General features: G+C 48.1%; 17 protein-coding genes. 10 read left to right on the top strand and 7 right to left on the bottom strand.

Features of this window, described 5'->3' with window-relative positions; genetic code table 11:
• The first annotated feature begins 1 nt into the window (after position 1).
• From CWE09_RS04870 to CWE09_RS04855, 4 genes are all read left to right on the top strand, one after another.
• Positions 2–1,597, top strand: a complete 1,596-nt coding sequence (locus CWE09_RS04870; RefSeq protein ID WP_126802881.1) for a dihydrolipoyllysine-residue acetyltransferase — start codon at positions 2–4, stop codon at positions 1,595–1,597.
• Between the two features lie 197 nt (positions 1,598–1,794).
• Positions 1,795–2,148 (top strand): P-II family nitrogen regulator, encoded by a 354-nt coding sequence (locus CWE09_RS04865; RefSeq protein WP_126802880.1) that lies wholly within the window; start codon positions 1,795–1,797, stop codon positions 2,146–2,148.
• Positions 2,149–2,155: 7 nt separating this feature from the next.
• On the top strand, positions 2,156–3,880 hold the full coding sequence (locus tag CWE09_RS04860) for a potassium/proton antiporter (protein WP_126802879.1): 1,725 nt from the start codon (positions 2,156–2,158) through the stop codon (positions 3,878–3,880).
• Positions 3,881–4,032: 152 nt separating this feature from the next.
• Complete coding sequence (locus tag CWE09_RS04855; RefSeq protein WP_126802878.1) at positions 4,033–4,791, top strand: sulfite exporter TauE/SafE family protein; 759 nt, start codon at positions 4,033–4,035, stop codon at positions 4,789–4,791.
• Between the two features lie 6 nt (positions 4,792–4,797).
• On the opposite strand, the gene CWE09_RS04850 is transcribed toward CWE09_RS04855, so the two are convergent.
• A complete protein-coding gene (locus CWE09_RS04850) occupies positions 4,798–5,766 on the bottom strand; it encodes a PA2778 family cysteine peptidase (protein WP_126802877.1) in 969 nt (322 codons plus the stop codon).
• Positions 5,766–6,119 (bottom strand): PA2779 family protein, encoded by a 354-nt coding sequence (locus CWE09_RS04845; RefSeq protein WP_126802876.1) that lies wholly within the window; start codon positions 6,117–6,119, stop codon positions 5,766–5,768. Before CWE09_RS04845 ends, CWE09_RS04850 begins: the two co-directional genes overlap by 1 nt.
• 168 nt (positions 6,120–6,287) lie before the next feature.
• Here CWE09_RS04845 and CWE09_RS04840 point away from each other — a divergent pair, with 168 nt between their 5' ends.
• From CWE09_RS04840 to CWE09_RS04830, 3 genes are all read left to right on the top strand, one after another.
• Complete coding sequence (locus tag CWE09_RS04840; RefSeq protein ID WP_126802875.1) at positions 6,288–6,596, top strand: antibiotic biosynthesis monooxygenase family protein; 309 nt, start codon at positions 6,288–6,290, stop codon at positions 6,594–6,596.
• Between the two features lie 114 nt (positions 6,597–6,710).
• On the top strand, positions 6,711–7,847 hold the full coding sequence (locus CWE09_RS04835; RefSeq protein ID WP_126802874.1) for an efflux RND transporter periplasmic adaptor subunit: 1,137 nt from the start codon (positions 6,711–6,713) through the stop codon (positions 7,845–7,847).
• A 5-nt stretch (positions 7,848–7,852) separates the two neighbouring features.
• Positions 7,853–10,996, top strand: a complete 3,144-nt coding sequence (locus CWE09_RS04830; protein WP_126802873.1) for an efflux RND transporter permease subunit — start codon at positions 7,853–7,855, stop codon at positions 10,994–10,996.
• Between the two features lie 38 nt (positions 10,997–11,034).
• Here the strand turns inward: CWE09_RS04830 and CWE09_RS04825 are convergent, their stop codons facing one another.
• Entirely contained in the window at positions 11,035–13,488 is a 2,454-nt protein-coding gene (locus tag CWE09_RS04825; protein WP_126802872.1) for a mechanosensitive ion channel domain-containing protein, read from the bottom strand.
• Between the two features lie 11 nt (positions 13,489–13,499).
• Positions 13,500–14,393: an ABC transporter substrate-binding protein gene (locus CWE09_RS04820; protein ID WP_126802871.1), complete on the bottom strand. Its 894-nt coding sequence runs from the start codon at positions 14,391–14,393 to the stop codon at positions 13,500–13,502.
• Positions 14,394–14,526: 133 nt separating this feature from the next.
• Here CWE09_RS04820 and CWE09_RS04815 point away from each other — a divergent pair, with 133 nt between their 5' ends.
• A complete protein-coding gene (locus CWE09_RS04815) occupies positions 14,527–16,158 on the top strand; it encodes an alpha/beta hydrolase (protein WP_126802870.1) in 1,632 nt (543 codons plus the stop codon).
• Here CWE09_RS04815 and CWE09_RS04810 read toward each other — a convergent pair.
• From CWE09_RS04810 to CWE09_RS04800, 3 genes are read right to left on the bottom strand one after another with little or no spacing between them, the layout of a single operon-like run.
• A complete protein-coding gene (locus CWE09_RS04810) occupies positions 16,145–16,858 on the bottom strand; it encodes a LytR/AlgR family response regulator transcription factor (protein WP_126802869.1) in 714 nt (237 codons plus the stop codon). The two genes, CWE09_RS04815 and CWE09_RS04810, sit on opposite strands and share 14 nt — an antisense overlap.
• Positions 16,836–17,966, bottom strand: a complete 1,131-nt coding sequence (locus CWE09_RS04805; RefSeq protein WP_126802868.1) for a sensor histidine kinase — start codon at positions 17,964–17,966, stop codon at positions 16,836–16,838. Before CWE09_RS04805 ends, CWE09_RS04810 begins: the two co-directional genes overlap by 23 nt.
• Complete coding sequence (locus CWE09_RS04800; protein ID WP_126802867.1) at positions 17,966–18,223, bottom strand: superinfection immunity protein; 258 nt, start codon at positions 18,221–18,223, stop codon at positions 17,966–17,968. Before CWE09_RS04800 ends, CWE09_RS04805 begins: the two co-directional genes overlap by 1 nt.
• Positions 18,224–18,346: 123 nt before the next feature.
• Here CWE09_RS04800 and CWE09_RS04795 point away from each other — a divergent pair, with 123 nt between their 5' ends.
• Together CWE09_RS04795 and CWE09_RS04790 are read left to right on the top strand one after the other, a co-directional pair.
• Positions 18,347–18,769: a secondary thiamine-phosphate synthase enzyme YjbQ gene (locus CWE09_RS04795; protein WP_126802866.1), complete on the top strand. Its 423-nt coding sequence runs from the start codon at positions 18,347–18,349 to the stop codon at positions 18,767–18,769.
• 69 nt (positions 18,770–18,838) lie between these two features.
• On the top strand, positions 18,839–19,198 hold the full coding sequence (locus CWE09_RS04790) for a nuclear transport factor 2 family protein (protein ID WP_126802865.1): 360 nt from the start codon (positions 18,839–18,841) through the stop codon (positions 19,196–19,198).
• The last annotated feature ends 4 nt before the right edge of the window (positions 19,199–19,202 follow it).

Below are 19,202 nucleotides of genomic sequence, written 5' to 3'. Positions count from 1 at the left end.
CATGAGTACAGATTTTATCTTACCTGATATTGGCGAAGGCATTGTTGAATGCGAAATCGTTGAATGGAAGGTTGCTGAAGGCGACACGGTAAAAGAAGATCAGGTCGTGGTTGAAGTGATGACCGACAAGGCCGTGGTAGAAATTCCGGCTAAGTTTGACGGTACTGTGAATAAGCTTTATTACGCCAAAGGCGACATCGCTGTTGTTGGCGAGCCTTTATTTTCGATTGATTCCGAGGGCAATTCGGCCCCAGCGGAAAGCGAAACCAAACCACAAACTAAAGAGCCGGCTGACTCTTCTAAGAGCGAAGAAAAAGACATCGAGCCATTAGCTTCTGAGTCTGCAGACAGTTCAGATGGTGCCTTGACCGATTTTATCCTGCCGGATATCGGCGAAGGCATAGTTGAGTGTGAAATTGTTGAGTGGCGTGTAGCGGAAGGTGACACTGTAGAAGAAGACCAGGTTGTCGTCGAAGTAATGACTGACAAAGCCGTAGTCGAAATTCCGGCGAAGTCGGACGGTGTGGTCAGCAAACTTTATTACGCTAAAGGTGACGTTGCTGAAGTGGGCAAAGCGCTTTTTGCGCTGCAGGAAGCTGGCGGCAGTGCCGCCGCATCTGAGCCACAGAGTAAAGAAGCCAAAGTTGAAGTTAAGAAAGAAACCTCAGCTCAGGCCGAAGCACCGAAAGCCGCCGCTAAAGGCAAAGCTTTAGCCAGCCCGGCAGTACGCCGTCGTGCTCGGGAAGAAAATATTGATATCAGTGAAGTGCCAGGTTCCGGTGCCAAAGGCCGGGTCTTAAAAGACGATATTAAAGCCTTTGTGGAAGGTGGCGCTAAGCCTGCTGCAGCTGCACAACAAAGCAGCCAGACACAGAGCAAGCCAGTGGCTGGTGGTAGCCGCACAGAGCCGCTACGGGGCGTTAAGGCAGCTATGGCGCGGCAGATGGCCGAGTCAGTACGCACTATTCCGCATTTCACCTATGCCGAAGACTTTGATCTAACGGAACTTCGTGCATTGCATAAGCGATTGAAAGCTAAGTATGCAGAAAAAGGCATTAAGCTAACCCTCATGCCGTTCTTCATTAAAGCATTGTCGCTGGCGATGAAAGAGTTTCCGATTATGAACGCCCAGCTGAACAAAGAAGCCAATGAGATTACTTATTTTGATGATCACAACATTGGTATGGCCGTGGCGACCAAAATTGGTTTAATGGTGCCTAACATTAAACAGGTGAATCAGAAGAGCCTGCTGGAAGTTGCAGAAGAAGTCACCCGTTTAACCAACGCCGCTCGTGAAGGCAAAGTAGCCCAGGCGGATATGAAAGGCGGTACTATTACCATCTCCAATATTGGTGTTGTTGGCGGTACTGTGACCACTCCAATCATCAATATGCCGGAAGCTGCTATCGTTGCCCTTGGCCGCGTACAGCAGTTACCGCGTTTTGATGCAGCCGGGGAAGTGGTAGCACGGGAGATTATGACTGCAAGCTGGTCAGGCGATCACCGTATTATTGACGGCGGTACTATCGCCAACTTCAATAAGCGCTGGCAGGAGTTTCTCGAAGACCCAACCACCATGCTGGTTGAGATGTCTTAACGCCTAAACTTCTAAAAACGCTCCCGAGGGAGCGTTTTTTAATGCATTAAATTAAATCTATTAAAACGACTTTGCCTGTGACATTTTTATTTCTCGTATTAGAACGATGTATATCAAGGTTAAATAATATACTTATTGAGCACGCGTATGTTGGTTTGTAATCTACACTTAGGAACAATTAATGGTTAGGGGGCCTTATGAAATTTAAACTTTTAATGGCTTTTGTTGATGTGGATAAAACAGAGAAACTAATTGATACAGCCCGAAAGGCAGGTGCGACTGGTGCCACAATTATAACTAGCGCCAAGGGAGTAGGTTTAAAAGAAGCTATTGGCATTTTTGGTTTCCAGGTACATAGCCAGCGGGATGTGGTGTTGGTTTTAGTTGAGGAGCGCAGAGCTGATGATGTGCTTGCGCAAGTGGTAAAAGTAGGCGGACTTGATGAGCGGCTGGACACAGGAATTGCGCTTTTGCTTGATGTGGACAAAGCCCTTGGACTATCTGAGCATGTGAAACTCTTAGAGGCACAAATACCTTTCGATCCTGAGTAAGACCACTATGTTTTTAATTGACCAGCTTATCCTGTTAAGCTCCGCGCTTATTTTGATTGGCATTTTGTCCAGTAAGCTCTCAGCGCGACTGGGCTTGCCGATGCTGGTTCTGTTTTTGATGGTCGGAATGTTAGCTGGTGAGGAAGGCCTTGGGCGTATCGTTTTTGACAGCCCGGAAATCGCTCATGCTATAGGCACGTTGGCGCTCGCACTTATTCTGTTTGATGGTGGTTTGCAAACACCGCTTGCCTCTATTAAGCGTGTATGGAAACCGGCCTCAGTATTGGCGACCCTGGGTGTGGTTTTCACTGCTGTTGTAACCGGCGCTGCAGCCAGTGTCATACTGCCAATAACCCTTATGGAGGGCTTGTTGTTGGGTGCGATTGTGGGCTCAACTGATGCCGCCGCCGTATTCTCCCTGTTGCGTAACGCGGGCATTAACCTGAATAATCGTGTTAAGGCGACTCTGGAAATTGAAAGTGCCTCCAACGACCCAATGGCTATTTTTCTGACCATTGCGTTGCTTGAGGTTATTCTGAATGAGGCAGAAATTGGCTTAGGGTTACTTCTGTTCTTTGTCCTCCAGATGGGTGGTGGGGCAATGGGTGGGCTGATAGCCGGCTACTTTACAGTTCGTCTGATTAATAAAATAAATTTACAGGCTACTGGCCTCTATCCGGTTCTGGTGACTGCTGCTGGTTTGCTCTCTTACGGCATCGCTACTTATTTTGGTGGCAGTGGATTTCTCGCCATCTTTATATGTGGTGTCATGATTGGGAATAAGCGTTTTGTGTTCCAGCGTACTACTTTCCTGTTTCACGATGGTCTTGCCTGGCTGAGCCAAATTACTATGTTTGTGATGCTGGGATTGCTCATTAATCCAAGTTCACTGCTGGATGTCTGGCTAGAAGGGCTGGTGATTGGGGCCATTCTATTATTTGTGGCACGGCCACTTGCTGTGATTCCTATTCTGAAAATATTTGGCTTTAACCTTCGTGAAATTACTTTAATGTCTTGGGTTGGCCTGCGTGGTTCTGTACCTATAATTCTTGCTATTTTTCCTTTATTGTTTGGCCTTCCTGGTGCTGAATTGATTTTCAATGCAGTATTTTTTGTTGTTTTAATTTCCTCCACCCTGCAAGGATCTACATTGCCTTTCGTAGCGAGGAAGCTAGGGCTGATTGAACGTACTCCGGCAAAAGCAGCCGCTGTGCTTGAAATAACAGCACTTGGACAAGTTGATGGCGAAATAGTGGAATATACGCTGTCAGAAAATTCTCGTGCTGTGAAGCGGCGGTTAGCGCGAATGGCTTTGCCTGAAGGTGCAGTGGTTGCAATGATTTCCCGTGGAGCAAAAATCATTCCACCAAGAGGGTCAACGATACTTGAAGCAAAAGATCATTTGTTTGTGGTGTTAAAAGATGATTACAAGGAAATGGTTGAACAGGTATTTTCTGAAAAAGGTTTTCGCTCTTCCAAATTACCGGCACATTGGCGTCTGAAAGGTGCCAGTACGCTGGCAGATATTGAATGGTGCTATGAGTTGTTGATTAATAAAGGTATAAACAAGCATTTTACATTGGATGAATTAGCAAGAGAGCAACTCGGAAGCGACTTCGCTGAATTTGCTGAATTTACGGTAGGTGACGTTCTTTTCAGGGTTGAAGAAATCGTTGGAAACAGAGCTGTAACAGTAATAGTGATGCCTTCTATCTTGCTTGATAATGCTTAAATATTAGTGTCCTCCAGGGGAAATCCTTCAGCCACCCTGAAACGTTGGCTATAAGGGGTTGGGTTTTCGAATGCTGCATTGTGTATGTGGATGATTGTCACGGCAGGTGGAACCTGCCCTACGGTATTTAACATTAAAGGAACGCCTTTGTTATGACATTATTGCCGGAACTATCGTTGTATCTTTGGTTAATCGCTATTCTGGTGATCACCATTGGAAGTTTTATTCAGGGCGTCATTGGTTATGGTATTGCGCTATTCAGTGCGCCTTTATTGTTTTTGATCTATCCCGGCTTCGTACCTGCCCCTCTGATTATCCTGGGAGGTATTATGTCTTTGCTGGTGCTGCGCGATAATTATCAGCATGTGGTCCGGCGAGACCTGTATTTTACGCTGTCCGGCAGTTTCATTGGCGTATTCACCGCCTGGCTGGTGGCAGGGCTGCTCAGTGCCGCCGCCTGGGATATTATTTTTGGTGGTTTAATATTGCTTGCTGTTGCAGTGAGCGTAGTAAGTTACCTCAGGCGTAACAGCCGTGTACATTCTGACGGCCCTGGAAATGTGACAATTTTTGCAGGAGCTTATGGTACCGGCTTGATGGGCACCATTACCGGTGTCGGCGGTCCACCCATAGGTCTGGCCTATCAACAAGCCACGCCAGGGCGTATACGGGGTTCGCTCTCCGCAACCTTTATTCCCGCCAGTATAGTCTCACTCATCGCGCTTTGGCATATCGGTCGTTTTAGCCTGGCTGATCTGGTAGTGAGCGCGTTATTAGCACCTGCTATGTTTGCCGGGTTTTATCTCTCGCAACGTTTTGGTGGTCGCTTGCCAGCTTCCTGGTTTACACGCTTTTTATTAAGTATCTCGGCGATTGCTGGTTTCTATGCTGTTTTGCGTGGTTTTTTGTAACAGAAATTAACCGTCGCTAATAGCTGCTTCAACAGTAGCGACAGCATTACCGTACCGCTCATGTTCCGGAGCCAGAATTTCAGCCTCCTGAGCCGCCTGCTGCGCTTTACTGAATTTACCCTGACGCAGAAATGCCCAGGCTAAATTGTAATAAATAGACGCTTGTTCAGGCTTTAGTGCTGCAGCGGCAAGGTAGTGTTGTTCTGCGGCGGCGTAGTCCTGTTGTTGGTAGGCAATATTGCCCAGCCCCAGATAGCTGGTGGCATTATCTGGCCAGCGTTGCCGGGCAGCTTCATACCCTTGTTGAGCAATGTGCAGGCGCTGCTGATTTTCCACCGCGGCCACAGCAGCAAGGTATTTTAGTTCCTCGGCAGTGGCCGGGGTATTGCCAGGTTCGGCGACAACAAGCGCCCAATAGTCTGCCAGCTGCCAGGTATGTTCGAAACGTCGTAAAGACAACTGCTCACGCTCTGTAGTGCCAGAACGTAAAATAATGCTTTCCTGTTCAATATCAAACCCAATAACGACCGCGTAATGCCACTGTGGCCAGCGGCGTAATCCGAGGTTCTGTAGCACCAGTACCGGGTGGCCAGCTTTAACTTCGGTTAATAAGTCTGCAAGGCTGGGGGCCAGTACATAAGGGATGCGATCGGCGCGACGGGCAGCACCCAGGAGTTCAAGTTGCAGGCTGCCGCGGCGGTCGGGTAAGTAGACCTGGTCAGCCAGTGCTTCAGGATTAGCCTGTTCGACTCCACTGTATTGCAATACGGTGGCAAGAGCAGCAGGACCGCATTGATACGCCTCTTGCGGATGAAAGGGCGTGTCGTGCAGCTCAACCGGCTGGTTAAAGGGTTCAGAGTTTTCTGCCAGCGCAGGGTATTGTAGGGGGACACCTGCACATGCGGACAGAAAAAGTACAAAGAAAAGCAGCCAGAATACCTTTGGTAAACGGCTGCTTGTGACGGGCTGCGGCATTAGCGTACGAGTAAGTAAATGATAATACCCAGTAGAATAACGCTGATGCTGATACCAGCACCTGCAGGCAACTCATCGATGCCTGCAGTCAGAGCCATAACTTCTTCGTCTGTCATAGCATGTACACGGGCGATTGCTTCGTCAGGATCCACGCCATAACGGATCAGTTCGCTTTGAATATCCGTTCGTTCCAGTTGTTCAGTCAGCTGGATCCGGTCAAGTCCAGACTGCTGTTCAGAAACAACCTGCTCAGTGCTGACTATGTCTGCATGAGCATTAAAAGACACCGCTGGGCTAAGTAACAGACTGCCAGCAAGAAAGGTAGTACCTATAACCTGAATTTTATTCATCATTGTTCTCCTTTTGTCTTTGCCGTTAACAGTAGAACAAATTTGTGCTGCTGTCAGTTTTATTAATATTTTCAGTGCATTGAATATCGGCTGTGAGTTGATGTAAGACGGGCTACACTGCCATATATAATGTCGTTCAGAGACTGTAAGCCTGAATAAAAAGGAGATCATATGAAATATATTTTTGAAGTGCGGATTAAAGAAGGCTATACCGCAGAGCAATATGCGCAAGCCTGGGTAAAGGCAAGTAAAATCATTCAGCAAGCCCCCGGAGCTTTAGGTACGGAACTGCATCGTAAGCTGGATGACCCTAAGGTATTGATTGCTATTGCGCACTGGGAAAGTAAAGCAGCGCGGGATGTTATGGAGTCAGTACATAATGAAGAGGTTGCCAGTATTATTCGCAGTGCTGCGCCTTACTGTGACATCCGGCCACTTGGTGAGTTTGCGGATCCTGAGTGGGTAGTTCGACCACAGTAAAACGCTTATTCACAACATCGCTGTTACAACTTCTAACATTATAACGCTCGCCTAAATTTTAAAATGCCACTATTCTGCATTTCATATTACTGAGTTAGTATACCAGAGGAATGTATGAAAACCTGGCTAAAAATCACCTTACCCCTTGCTGTTGTTGTGCTTGGCATTGTTGGCGCAAGCGTAATCAACGCAACCGGCACACCGCCTGTTGAGCCTGTTAACGAGGCCTCTCCGGGGCCTGTGGTGACAGTGCGCAGCATCACACCGCAATCTCATCAATATAATGTGACCTCCTGGGGCGAATTACAGCCCAGGGAGAAAACCACCTTAACGCCGGAAGTGACCGGCCGGGTGATAGCCTTTCACCCCAACTTTATTGAAGGCGGTCTGATCCGGGAAGGTGAAGTGCTGGTGACTCTGGATGATTCAGATTATCGGTCTGCGTTGCTCACAGCGGAATCAAACCTGGCTGCTGCAGAGGCTAAGCTGCAGGAGGACCAGGCGCTGGCTCGTGTTGCCCAGCAGGAATTGCGTAACACCAAGGATCCTACGCCACTGGCTTTACGTTTGCCTCAGTTGCAAAGTTCAGAAGCTGCGGTTAAATCAGCAGACGCTGGTTTGCGAAAAGCGCAGCGTGATTTATCCAGAACTCAGATAACCGCCCCTTATGACGCCTTAGTAAAATCCCGTAATACCGGTGTCGGTCAGGTGGTTTCCATGGGCACAACGCTGGGCGAAATATATAACATTGAACAGGCTGAGATTCATCTGCCTATTGCCAGTTTTGATCTGCACTTTTTGCAGGAGCAGGTGGTTGGTAGCCAGGCCTATATAGAAACCCCGGCAGTGACTCGCGCAGTGAAGATAGTGCGCGATCTGGGCATTGTTGATAGTCAGACCCGCATGACACGTTTAGTGGCGAGCCTGGACGACCCTTATGGGTTGCACAGTGGTGAACCTGTTTTGCGTTTCGGTCAATTTGTTACTGTGCGCATTGAGGGGCAATCGGTGGCAGAAGTTTATCGCCTGCCGCAGGAAGCCTTAGTGCGGGACAGCATCTGGCTGGTTAGCGATGACAATACCCTGCAACGACGTCAGGTTAATATTCTGCGCAAAGAAGGCCGTGATGTACTGGTCAGTGACGGTATTTCATCATCAGACACCCTGGTGGTTATGCCCCCCAACTTTCCGCAACATGGGATGCGAGTGCGCCCTGTAGCTGAAGATACGCAGACAGCACAGCAGGAGTAAAGCGCATGACTCAGGAACAGTCTCGTCCTACCGGCATTATTGCCTGGTTTGCCAATAACCCCGTGGCAGCCAATTTATTGATGGTTTTCATTATTGTGCTTGGCCTGATTGGTTATGCGACTGCGCAACGCCAGATGTTTCCGCAGATGGAAATTAACTACATTCACGTAAATACCGTGTTCCGTGGTGCGGCGCCGCAGGAAATTGAAGAAGGCATTTTGATCAAGATAGAAGAGGCATTGCAGGATGTTGAGGGTATCAAACGCATTCGTAGTGTTGCCTGGCGCGGTGGTGGCCAGGTTTCTATTGAACTGGATGAAGGCGAAAATATCAGTCAGCGCCTGGATCAGGTGAAACTCAATGTGGATGCCATAGCGACTTTCCCGGGAGCGATGGAACCGTTGACCATTTACCAGGTTGAGTTTCGTCAGCAAGCGGTTGAATTGGTGCTCACGGGGACCGATGATTCTATTCAACTCAAAGAAATGGGCCGTGATATTGAACGCGAGCTGTTGCAACTGAACAATGTCAGCTTCGTTGATTTTAACAGCATGCCTGCATGGGAAATCGGTGTTGAAATCCCACCGGAAACTCTGCGCCGTTATGCCATAACTTTGCAGGATGTTTCTACCGCAATACGCCAGTATTCAGACAACCTGTCAGCCGGTAACATACGTACCGAGTCCGGCATGATCGCCATTCGCTCTGAACAGCGCGCTTACCGGGGAGACGATTTTGCACAAATCCCAGTGATTGTGGGTAGCCAGGGTGAAATGGTGCGGCTGGGCGATATTGCGACTATTCATGATGGTTTTGAAGAACGCATTAACTACATGAGATACAACGGGCAGCCAGCCGCTTTTATGGGGGTCAACGCCAGTAGCACGCAGTCGTTGCCGGATGTGGCTGGTGCCGTGAACGACTTTGTGGAGTGGAAAAATACCGAGTTGCCACCAGGTTTTGAATTGCAGGTGCTGGTCGATATGACCTACTACCTGGATGGCCGTTTAAACATGATGCTGACGAACCTGCTGCAAGGAGGCGTGCTGGTCTTTCTGATGCTGATGCTGTTTCTGCGCACGCGGGTTGCTTTCTGGGTCATGCTGGGGCTACCGGTCGCATTTCTAGGTGCATTCTGGCTGATGCCATTTTTCAGCATTAGCATTAATATTATCTCTTTGTTCGCTTTTATTATGGTGCTGGGTATTGTGGTGGACGACGCCATTGTTACCGGCGAGAGCGCCTATGCTGAAACTGAAGTCAATGGTCACAGCATAGATAGTGTGGTGCGGGGGGCTCAGCATGTAGCTGTACCTGCCACTTTCGGTGTGCTTACCACCATAGCTGTGTTTGCTCCTTTTTTGATGACACAGGGTATGGAAGCCGCTTTCTTTAAACCCCTTGCCGGCGTGGTTATTCTCTGTCTGATTTTTAGTCTGATTGAGTCTAAACTGATATTGCCAGCTCACCTGGCCCACACTAAGTTAAAACCCCTTAAGGAAAAGGACATTCGGGCGCGTTTTAACCGGCGTTTTCAGGCGTTTATCAACAATGTATACCAGCCTTTCCTGCGCCGCTGTATTCGTCATCGTTATCTGACGTTTGCAGTCTTTGTAGCTTTGCTTATTGTCAGTATCAGTCTGATCACTTCGGGTCATGTACGCAATGTGGGTCAACCTAAGGTGTCTCATGATTACCCATCAATCAGTTATGAGATGAATCAGGGGGCCTCTGAACAACAGACGTTGGCTGCATTACAGTCACTTGAACAGATGTTTTATCAAGTTGAGCAGGAAAGTCAGGAAGAGTTTGGCAAACCTATGATGGTCAATATACTGGCCTTCTTAAATGGCCAGACCCGGGGTCGTATTTTAATGACACTGGTACCGGAAGATGACCGGCCTTATGATTCATTTGAGTTGTCCCGTCGCTGGCGTGAGGCAATGCCAGATATTCCGGGATTGCGTGAAATGAACATTGATGATTCGGTCATGTCTGGCGGCGGCGATGGTGACCTGGGTTACCGCTTGTTTGGCCGTAACCTCAATGAACTCAACGATGCTGGTAACTGGCTGGCCGCTGAACTGCGCCGTATTCCTGGTTTTACCGATATCAGTTCGACCATTGACAGTTCAGCCCGTGAGTTCAATATCGAACTTAAACCGCTGGCGCATCAGTTAGGTCTGACACCGGCTGAAGTAGTGGCTCAGGTTGGCCATGGTTTTTATGGCGCTGAAGCCCAACGGATGATTCGTAACGGTGATGAAGTGCGGGTCATGGTGCGGTATCCGCGTAGTAGCCGGGAGCAGATATCTGAACTGGAATACACGCGTATACGACTGGGTAATGGTGACTACGTTATGCTTGGCGACGTCGCACAGTTGCAGGAAGTACCCGGCATTGCCAGAGTAAACCGGGAATCCGGTTTCCGCACGGTGCGTGTGTTTGGCAGTGTCGATCAGTCGGTGACCACGAGTGGCGATGTGGCGACTTCGGTGCGTGAGAATATTATGCCGGAATTGCGTGAACGCTTTCCTGGAGTGACTACAGAACTGGGAGGCGACTTTGCTGAGCAACAGCAGCAGATGACTGAAATGGCGATGTTCTTTGTGGCAGGTTTGCTGGCTGTGTACATTTTGCTGGCGATTCCACTGAAGAGTTATGGTCAGCCATTGATTGTGATGTCAGTGATTCCTTTTGGCATGATAGGCGCAGTCTGGGGGCATTTTATCCTCGGCTATGATTTATCTATTATGTCATTCTTTGGCATCATAGCTGCTGCTGGGGTGGTTATTAATGACAGCCTGGTGCTGACTTCTTATATAAATTATGCACGGGCCCAGGGCATATCTATGTATGAGTCCGTTATTGGTGCGGGTAGAAAGCGTTTCCGGGCTATTATTTTGACCTCACTGACGACCTTCTTTGGGTTGTTACCTATTATGTTTGAAAGAAGTCTGCAGGCGCAGTTTGTGATTCCTATGGCGATATCGCTGGCTTTTGCGGTGCTCTTTGCCACTATGATCACTTTGCTTCTGGTACCTTGTCTGTACCTGATCCTGGATGACCTCAAACGTCAGCTGGTACGCTTGTTTGCTTTTGTATTCAGGCGTAACCCTAAGGTGCAGGAGTCTTCTACACCGGGTTAAGCAGAAGTAAGAAACAGGACCTTAGAGTCCTGTTTTTTTTATGCTTTGCGTTGTTCTACCAGTTGTTCTAAACCCAAAGCATTACGAAAATGTATATCAACCTGATTGAAGGCTATTTCGATACCTGCTTCCCGGAAACGACGGTCAATTTCACGGTTGACGGCATCTATGGTTGGATTGCGGTCCTTGAGATGGCCCACATGTACCCGTAATTCATGATCCAGGGTGCTTTCACCAAAGCTTAAGAACAAGGCCTGAGGTGGTGGATCGTCCAGTATCATTTCTTCCTGTTGAGCAATATCGAGCAGGATTTCCTGTGTCTTTTGCAGGTCGGAACCATAAGCGACACCGACTTTTATAATCAGTCGGGTTACGGTATTGCTCAGTGACCAGTTAACAAATTTACCGGTTATGAAATTACGGTTGGGTACTATAATATCGCGGCGATCAAAATCAGTAATGACAGTGGCGCGGATGCGGATTTTGGCCACCCGGCCAGACAGATTGTCCAGTGTAATGATATCGCCAACCCGCAGAGGGCGTTCGAAGAAAATAATTAAGCCGGAAATAAAGTTGGCAAAGATTTCCTGTAAACCGAATCCCAAACCGACGGTAAGACCGGCAGCCAGCCACTGCAGCTGATTCCAGCTTACCCCAAGCGTGCCCAGAAACAGGATAATAGCGACGCTCACTACAACGTAATTAAGTAGTGAAGTGACTGCATAGGAAGTACCTACTTCCAGCTTAAGACGTGATAAAAATAACATTTCCAGCAAGCCCGGCAGGTTGCGAGCCAGCAGGTAGCCGACGAGCGCGATGAAAAAGGCTGACAGTAGATTGCCGATGCTTAATGCGCTTTCTCCGTCATCCATGTTTTGCCATAGAAACTGTGTATCCAGATACTCCAGAGCGACAGTGGCTTCAGACCAGATTGCATAGAGAATAAAAGAAAATGCAATTAGCAGTGCAAAATGAGCCAGACGCTGTGACTGTTGTTGCGCTTTATCAGGATCAATTTCAGCTTGTTGACTGCTGTTTTGAGTCTGGCTTTCTTCAATTAACTCGAGTGTAGCGGGTTCATCTGTCGACGCATCAGAGATATCACGACGCATGCGTTCATAAGAAAACTGCATCCAGCGCTCTACACTAGCTTCGGTGATAAGCCACAAAATCACAATATAAAAGGTAGCCAGGTAATAACCGCTGAGCTTGAGCGCTGTGTAGTAATAACCACTGGTTAAAATAAATAACAGACTGATGGGTAAAAGCAACAGGGCCAGGCCTATCAGACGATGCCAGAAGGTTGAATGATACATAGGAGGCAATGCCCGCAGCAGATAGATGGTAGTACCTATCAGGTAGACAGAGGCCAGGCTGAGTATCAGCATGCCGAGTACGTCAGTGGAAATCTGTAGTTCCTGTTGAGTCGTAAAAGCCAGTACAAAACTGGTTGGCAACAGACCATAGGCCAGGTAAGTGAGATAGCGGCGTAATATGTCACACCGCTCAGTTGACCAGTTAAAATAAAGCTCAGCAAAACCGCTGGGTTTTACTAATTTACGTAGAAAAGCCACCATAAACCAGGCCAGCGCAACGGCGGTAAAGCCCGCTCCCAGGTTGATACCTGCCGCTTCCCGGTGACTGATAAATTCGCCCAGCAGTAACAGTGACAATGAAAAAGGGAGCACCAGTAGCGCGTTTAAAGCCAGCCCCGCCGGGATAATCCATGGCGGAGGAGGATCATCGGATTTTTTTATCCGTGTATCATACAGGGTTATAAGCGCTTTAATGCGTCGGCGCCTGGCGATGAGCAATATTAATAACAGTGCCAGTAGCAGTGAAATGGGGGTCAGCGTAAGCGATATCGATGCAGGAATAGTGGTAATTTCGCTGCTGATACGCTGAGTTTGCTGCAGAGCTCTTTGCGGGAACTGACGCCACCAGTCCGCGTTCATTGGCGGATTGCTGGGTGTCCAGAACAGATACTCATCCAGTTGCTGCTGAAAAGCGGCTATGTCTGCGGCTAATAAATACTGGGCTCGGGTGAGTTCTACCAGCTGTTCAATTATCTCGCCTAGTTCCTGCTGTTCCTGCTGCAGTTGTTGACGTTGTTGCAAAGATAGACCCGGCTGGCGTTGTTCTCTTTGTAGCTGGAAGTAGTTTAAGCGAAGCTCTGCCAATCGTTGACTGACATCCTCGGTTTCCAGTTGCGGTAACTGACTACGTTGTTCCTGCAGTACTTGATGCAATAATTGATTGCCAGCTAAGACCCTGTATTCTTCGCTTAAATCGGCACGATCCTGAGCCAGCTCTGTGTGCAGCTGTTGCAGGTTCTGCAGGCGTTGAGCCAGGTCCGAATCTGCAGATAAAGCGAGTCCGGGGAGGGTAAGGGTGAAAATGACAGTCAGATAGCCTAGCCAGCGAGCAAGCATGTTGATGTGAGTTCCCGTTTTAATTTCCGATACCTTATAGTCAGTACTGTTTTTTCGCAAGCCGCTACTAACTAATGATGATTAAGTAATAGCGACGGGTGAATCCAATAGTCCTTGTTATCGACCTTACTCTTATCAATTGGCATCGGATTGTGCAGTTGAATAAGGCGTCGATTGTGAATATCGAAATGATTGAATATATCCTGATAGGCATTCAGTGCTAAAGCGCGCAGGCGACCACTGGAAACCGCTTTTTCTAAGCCAGTTTGCAAACGTTCAGCAAGCACCTCGTCGTCTTCATTAAGGTACAGATACTCTGGTAGCGGATACTGAAGTATCAGGTTTTTCTCCACACACAGATTGGGATATTGTGAGGTAAAGGTCGCGGCCTCAGCTATGACCTCATGCAGCCCGCGGTGAATAAAGTCAAAGCGCCCGGTACTTAACATCTGAAAAAGAGCTTCATAACCACTAATGCTGGCCAGTTGTTCGAAGTTGAATTCGCTGACCGGCAGGTCGCCCCAGTTCAGGCTGTAGCCTGCCTGCTTGTGATTCAGATCCTGGAGGTTAACAAAATCATTAAAATGAACCTGTTCGTCACAGCGAATGAGCAGTAACCGCCAGCCAAGTAAGCCCTGGCGTATTGGAATCTGAATCGGTTGCAGTCCGGTATAACCCTTTTCCAGAGCGGGCAGAGGGACTACATCAATAGTTCGTTGCGCAGCCAGTTCTGCAATCAGACGTTCCTGCACCATCTCAAAACCTTCGGCTTTTAATACATAGGGGCCAAATTCTTTTTCTGTCAGGTGCAAAGCCAGTTTAAGCACATCATAAATGTATTCTTGACGTGCATCCTGAGGGCTTTCACCTGCCGGGTATCTGACGATTTGAGGTGCTGATTCGGAATTGCTAGCAGACTCAGCAGGGGCAATGAAACTGAATAGAAAAAACAGGATAATCCACATAAACGCGCCTTATAAAAGTAACTTAAATATAACAATTGAGCGCTCTAGTACAAGTTTAATTTTTGCGTAGCTTGTGATGCCGATGAAACCTTTGTATCTTGAACGCATAAAACTCACCAACGGGTCCTGTTGCATGCAAAAATCTAGCTTCTTTTGTACCACGGGTTGGTTAGTGGGTATTTTCTTCTTCGCGCTTTCGTTAACGCCAACATTATTACCCCGCACTGACCTGGTACAAGGACTGATCTCCGGTTTCTCACTGGCCGCTGGTTATGGCGTTGGTGTCTTTCTGCGTTGGTTATGGGGCTACCTGCAGCTGCCGCTACCGACCGCTCAGGCGCAACGTTATGTGCACCTGATAGCTGGTGTTTTATGTGCGGCTATTGCTTTCGCATTTTTATGGCAGGCGAGCACCTGGCAGAACTCAGTGCGTTTACTCATGGGCATGGAAGATGATGTTCGGGTAAGAGCCTTGTTAGTTGGTTTGGTGGCTCTGCTGGTCTTTTTCGCGATACTCTTGATGGCTAAACTGTTTCGCCGTACTTTTTTGTTTCTGGCGGCTAAGTTGCAGCGCTTTATTCCTTCCCGAGTGTCCCATATGGGCGGCCTTATTATTGCGTTTTTCGTATTCTGGTCTGTTATCGACGGAGTGTTCTTCTCTTTTGCTTTACGCACTGCTGATCGCACTTATCAGGAAGTGGACTTATTACTGGAACCTGAAGTTGAGCAGCCCGGCGACGCACTGAAAACGGGCAGTGAAGCTTCTTTAATTGACTGGCAGGGTTTGGGGCGTCATGGACGTCGATTTGTGGTCAGAGGGCCTTCGCAAGAAGACATTAGTGATTTCACCGGTGATGATCAGGCGTTTGAACCTATACGGGTATATGTGGGTGTCAATTCGGCGGAAACCCCTGAAGAGCGTGCTCAATTTGCATTGCAGGAATTGCTGAGGGTGGACGCTTTTCAGCGTTCAACACTTGTTTTAATCACGCCGACTGGTACCGGCTGGGTCGATCCTGCAGCTATTAATACGCTGGAATACTTGCAAAGAGGCGATATTGCCAGTGTGACAGCACAGTATTCATATTTGCCCAGCCCACTGTCGCTGGTGCTGGAGGGGGATTACGGCGTAGAGACGGCCCGCGCCCTGTTTCAGGCTGTCTACACTTACTGGAGTGACCTGCCCACGGATGAGCGACCCCGTTTGTATTTGCATGGCTTGAGTCTGGGAGCTTTGAATTCAGACCGTTCTTTTGATTTCTATGATGTAATTGACGATCCTTTTCACGGCGCACTGTGGAGTGGACCTCCGTTTCGCAGCGAAACCTGGCGCAATGTGACGGCACGGCGGGAGGCCGGTTCAGCGGCCTGGTTGCCACGTTTTCGTGATGAATCTGTAGTGCGTTTTATGAATCAATATCAGGGCCTGCAGCGTGCCCGTAGCGAGTGGGGCAGTTTCCGTATTGCCTACCTGCAATATGCCAGCGACCCCGTAACTTTTTTTGAGCCCCAGGCTTTTTACCGCGAACCGGACTGGATGCGTGAGCCGCGAGGCCCTGATGTGTCTCCTGATTTGCGTTGGTTCCCAATAGTCACAGGTTTACAGCTAGCAGCGGATCTGGCGGCGGGCACCTCGCCACCCGGTTATGGACATGAATACGCCGCTGAGCATTATATTGATGCCTGGCTGGCGCTAACTGAACCTGAAGGCTGGCAAGAAGCCGATATACAACGTTTGAAAGCGCTATTCGCTACAGACCACTAAAGCGGGTTTTAAGTGCTTTGGCCTGACGGCGGCTGACATCGACTTGCTGCTTATCCGTCAAAATAGCAATAAGCGAGCCACTTTGCATGGTCGGTTCAATATGAGCGATGGCGTCAATGCGTATGATATCGCCGCGGCTGGCTTTAAAAAAATGCGCTGGATTCAGTTTTTGCTCAATCTTTGCCAGCGAACTGTGAATGAAGCTTTTGCCATAAGGCGTATAGACAGCGGCATGATTGCCAATGCTTTCAAAACGCGATATTTCATGCAGCCTGACGATACGGTTAATGTCAGCAAACTTGAGCAATAAACCATGATCATCGGGCAGGTAGGCGGGTTGGCTGGAATGCTGCGGTGGCCTTAAACGCTGTATGGTGCTGGTCAGACGCTCTGCCGCGACTGGCTTGAGCAAATAGTCGACCGCGTTCAGTGAGAAGGCATCCAGAGCGAAGCTATTATACGCGGTGCAAAACACGAACTGTATCTGGCTCGGTATCTGTTCGGCTAGCTCCAGGCCGGTTACTTCTGGCATCTGAATATCCAGAAACACCAGGTCGATTGTTTCTTCAGATAATATGTTGATGGCTTCGCTGGCGCTGGCAGCTTCTGCCACCAGCTGACACTGTGGGTGAGCTTTCAGCAGACGTTTAAGTTCAGTACGCGCCAGGCGTTCGTCATCAACGATCAGTGTTTTGAACATAGGGTAACTCCAGCCAGACGCAAAAACGTTCTTTTTGTTTTTCGTAACACAAATTCATGCCTTCGCCATACATCAGTTGCAGCGATTTTTTTATGTTCTTCAGTCCTGTTGTGGTACCGGGTTGTTGGCTGCCTGTCGTGACACTATTGCATAGTTCCAGTCGCCAGTGTTTATCCTGACGACTGGCTTCAATGGTTATCAGGCCTGCTTCGCTGCTGGGGCTTATACCGTGTTTGATGGCATTTTCGAGCAGAGTAAGCAGGCTTAAAGTCGGCAATTTTTGTTGCCACAAGTCAGACGCAATATGGACCTGGATGTTCAGACGTTGTTCCAGGCGCACTTTTTCAATTTCCAGGTATTTCTGGCTGATTTGCCACTCCTCTGCAAGAGATGAAGTGGGCCTTAAGTGCGCCTGTAAATGGAAACGAAACAGCTCAGAAAGCTCGGTAACGGTTTGCGCCGCTTTGTCCTGGTCTTCATAGATGAGGGCGCGGATGCTATTAAAGGCGTTAAATAAAAAATGCGGGCTTAACTGATTGGTGAGTTGTTGAATACGGGCTTCCTGAACCTGTTGCTGCAGATGTTTACGGGCTTTGAGCATGGCCGAGAAACCATAGGCTGAGCTCCATACAATGAACATGAAAAAGTACATGGAGAAGAACATCAGCAGCAGGGTGGGAAGATTAAAACTAATATGCAAACCCTGAGTACTCTCTACTTCCTGATACACAATAGAACTCATGTCGGTGAGCTGAAACAATGGCAGCAAGTTAATGCCTATGGACACCACAGTCATTATCAGGCTGCTCAGAGTGAGCATAAACAGGCAAATAAAGAAGTGGCGGGCGCGAAACTGTTGCTGAAGTAGGAAAAGTTTAAATGTAGAGCGTAAAATAAAGTGGCTAAGCAGAATAAAAACAGTGGCTTCAAGTAAAGAGCGGCTGATAAAAGCCAAAGCTATCAACGGCTTGTTGATGTCAAAGAAGGGAATGGCATACAGAATAAAGAAACTGATAAAGGCTATAAAAGCACCCGCCTGGGCAATTTTATAACCTTTCGAACTGTATAGGCTGTAACGCCAGAAGGCTTTGATATTATCTGTTTGCATTATTCAGGGATTGTTTTACTGTCGGCACTGACTTTGCGTTTTCCGGTGACTGCCCAGACAATAAGGGCGCCCCAGGCGATAAATGAAAGGCCCGCAGGAATGTTAGCCAGCCATATCTTTTTAACATGCCGGCGATTAAAGAAGATAGCCAGTATGCCCGGTATAAAGTACACAGCCAGAAACAAAGGCACAAACAGAATCACTAAGAACAGGTTCATCTGACTGAATTTTTCTATTATTGCAAGATGTTCAAACATAGGGTTTCTCCTGTTGGTTTAAATTGCATCATATTAGAAATTATCGACCTTTGTTAAAATAAAATGATAAACGGACAAAATAAGTGATAAATGGCTGATCACATTATATAAACGAGGACTTTTATGAGCTGGTACCAGACGCAGATTCAATTGGACGCTAGACCGCGGGGCTTTCACCTGATTACTTCAGAGGTTGAGGGGGCCTTGGAGCAGCTGGCTGCAGTAAAGGTGGGCCTGCTGCAGGTGTTTATTCAACATACTTCAGCTTCATTAACTATTAACGAAAATGCGGATGCTACGGTAAGAGGCGACTTTGAACGCTTTTTTAGCCATGCGGTGCCTGAAAACGAACCTTATTATGAGCATACGTTCGAAGGGCCGGACGATATGCCCGCCCACTTAAAAAGCAGCATTCTGGGCTCCAGCCTGAGCATTCCGGTAACCGAGGGGCGTTTGAACCTGGGTACCTGGCAGGGTATTTATCTGTGCGAACATCGCAACCGGGGAGGTAGTCGAAGTCTGGTACTGACGCTGCAGGGAGATTAGAAGAAATACTGCTTCTGTGCTTTACTTAACAGGCGTCTTTCATTCTGACTGGACTCAGGAGGAGCTAAGATGATTAAAGAAATTATTAAACTGGAAAAAGAAGGGTGGCAAGCGTTGTCTACTGACAGCGAAACAAGCCATCAGTTTTTTAGTGATATTTTGCATGATGATGCAGTTATGCTGCGTCCGGGCGATAAGCGCCTGGCGGGTAAGAAAGAGATTCTTGAATCTATTACAGCTGAGCCCTGGGAGGGCTTTAAGATTGAGAATGAACGGGCGTTAATGTTATCTGATAAGGTGGCTGTTTTTATTTACCGGCTTACAGCGCAGCATGCAGATAAAGGTGATTATGCAGCCTTGATTAGCAGTACGTACGTGCTTGAAGACGATAAGTTACAATTGATTCTGAATCAGCATACGCCGTTGTAAGTCC

The sequence above is a fragment of the Aliidiomarina minuta genome (assembly GCF_003987145.1).
Taxonomy (GTDB): domain Bacteria; phylum Pseudomonadota; class Gammaproteobacteria; order Enterobacterales; family Alteromonadaceae; genus Aliidiomarina; species Aliidiomarina minuta.
The sequence above is the reverse complement of the archived record's forward strand: the minus strand, read 5'-3'. Positions and strand labels throughout refer to the sequence as shown.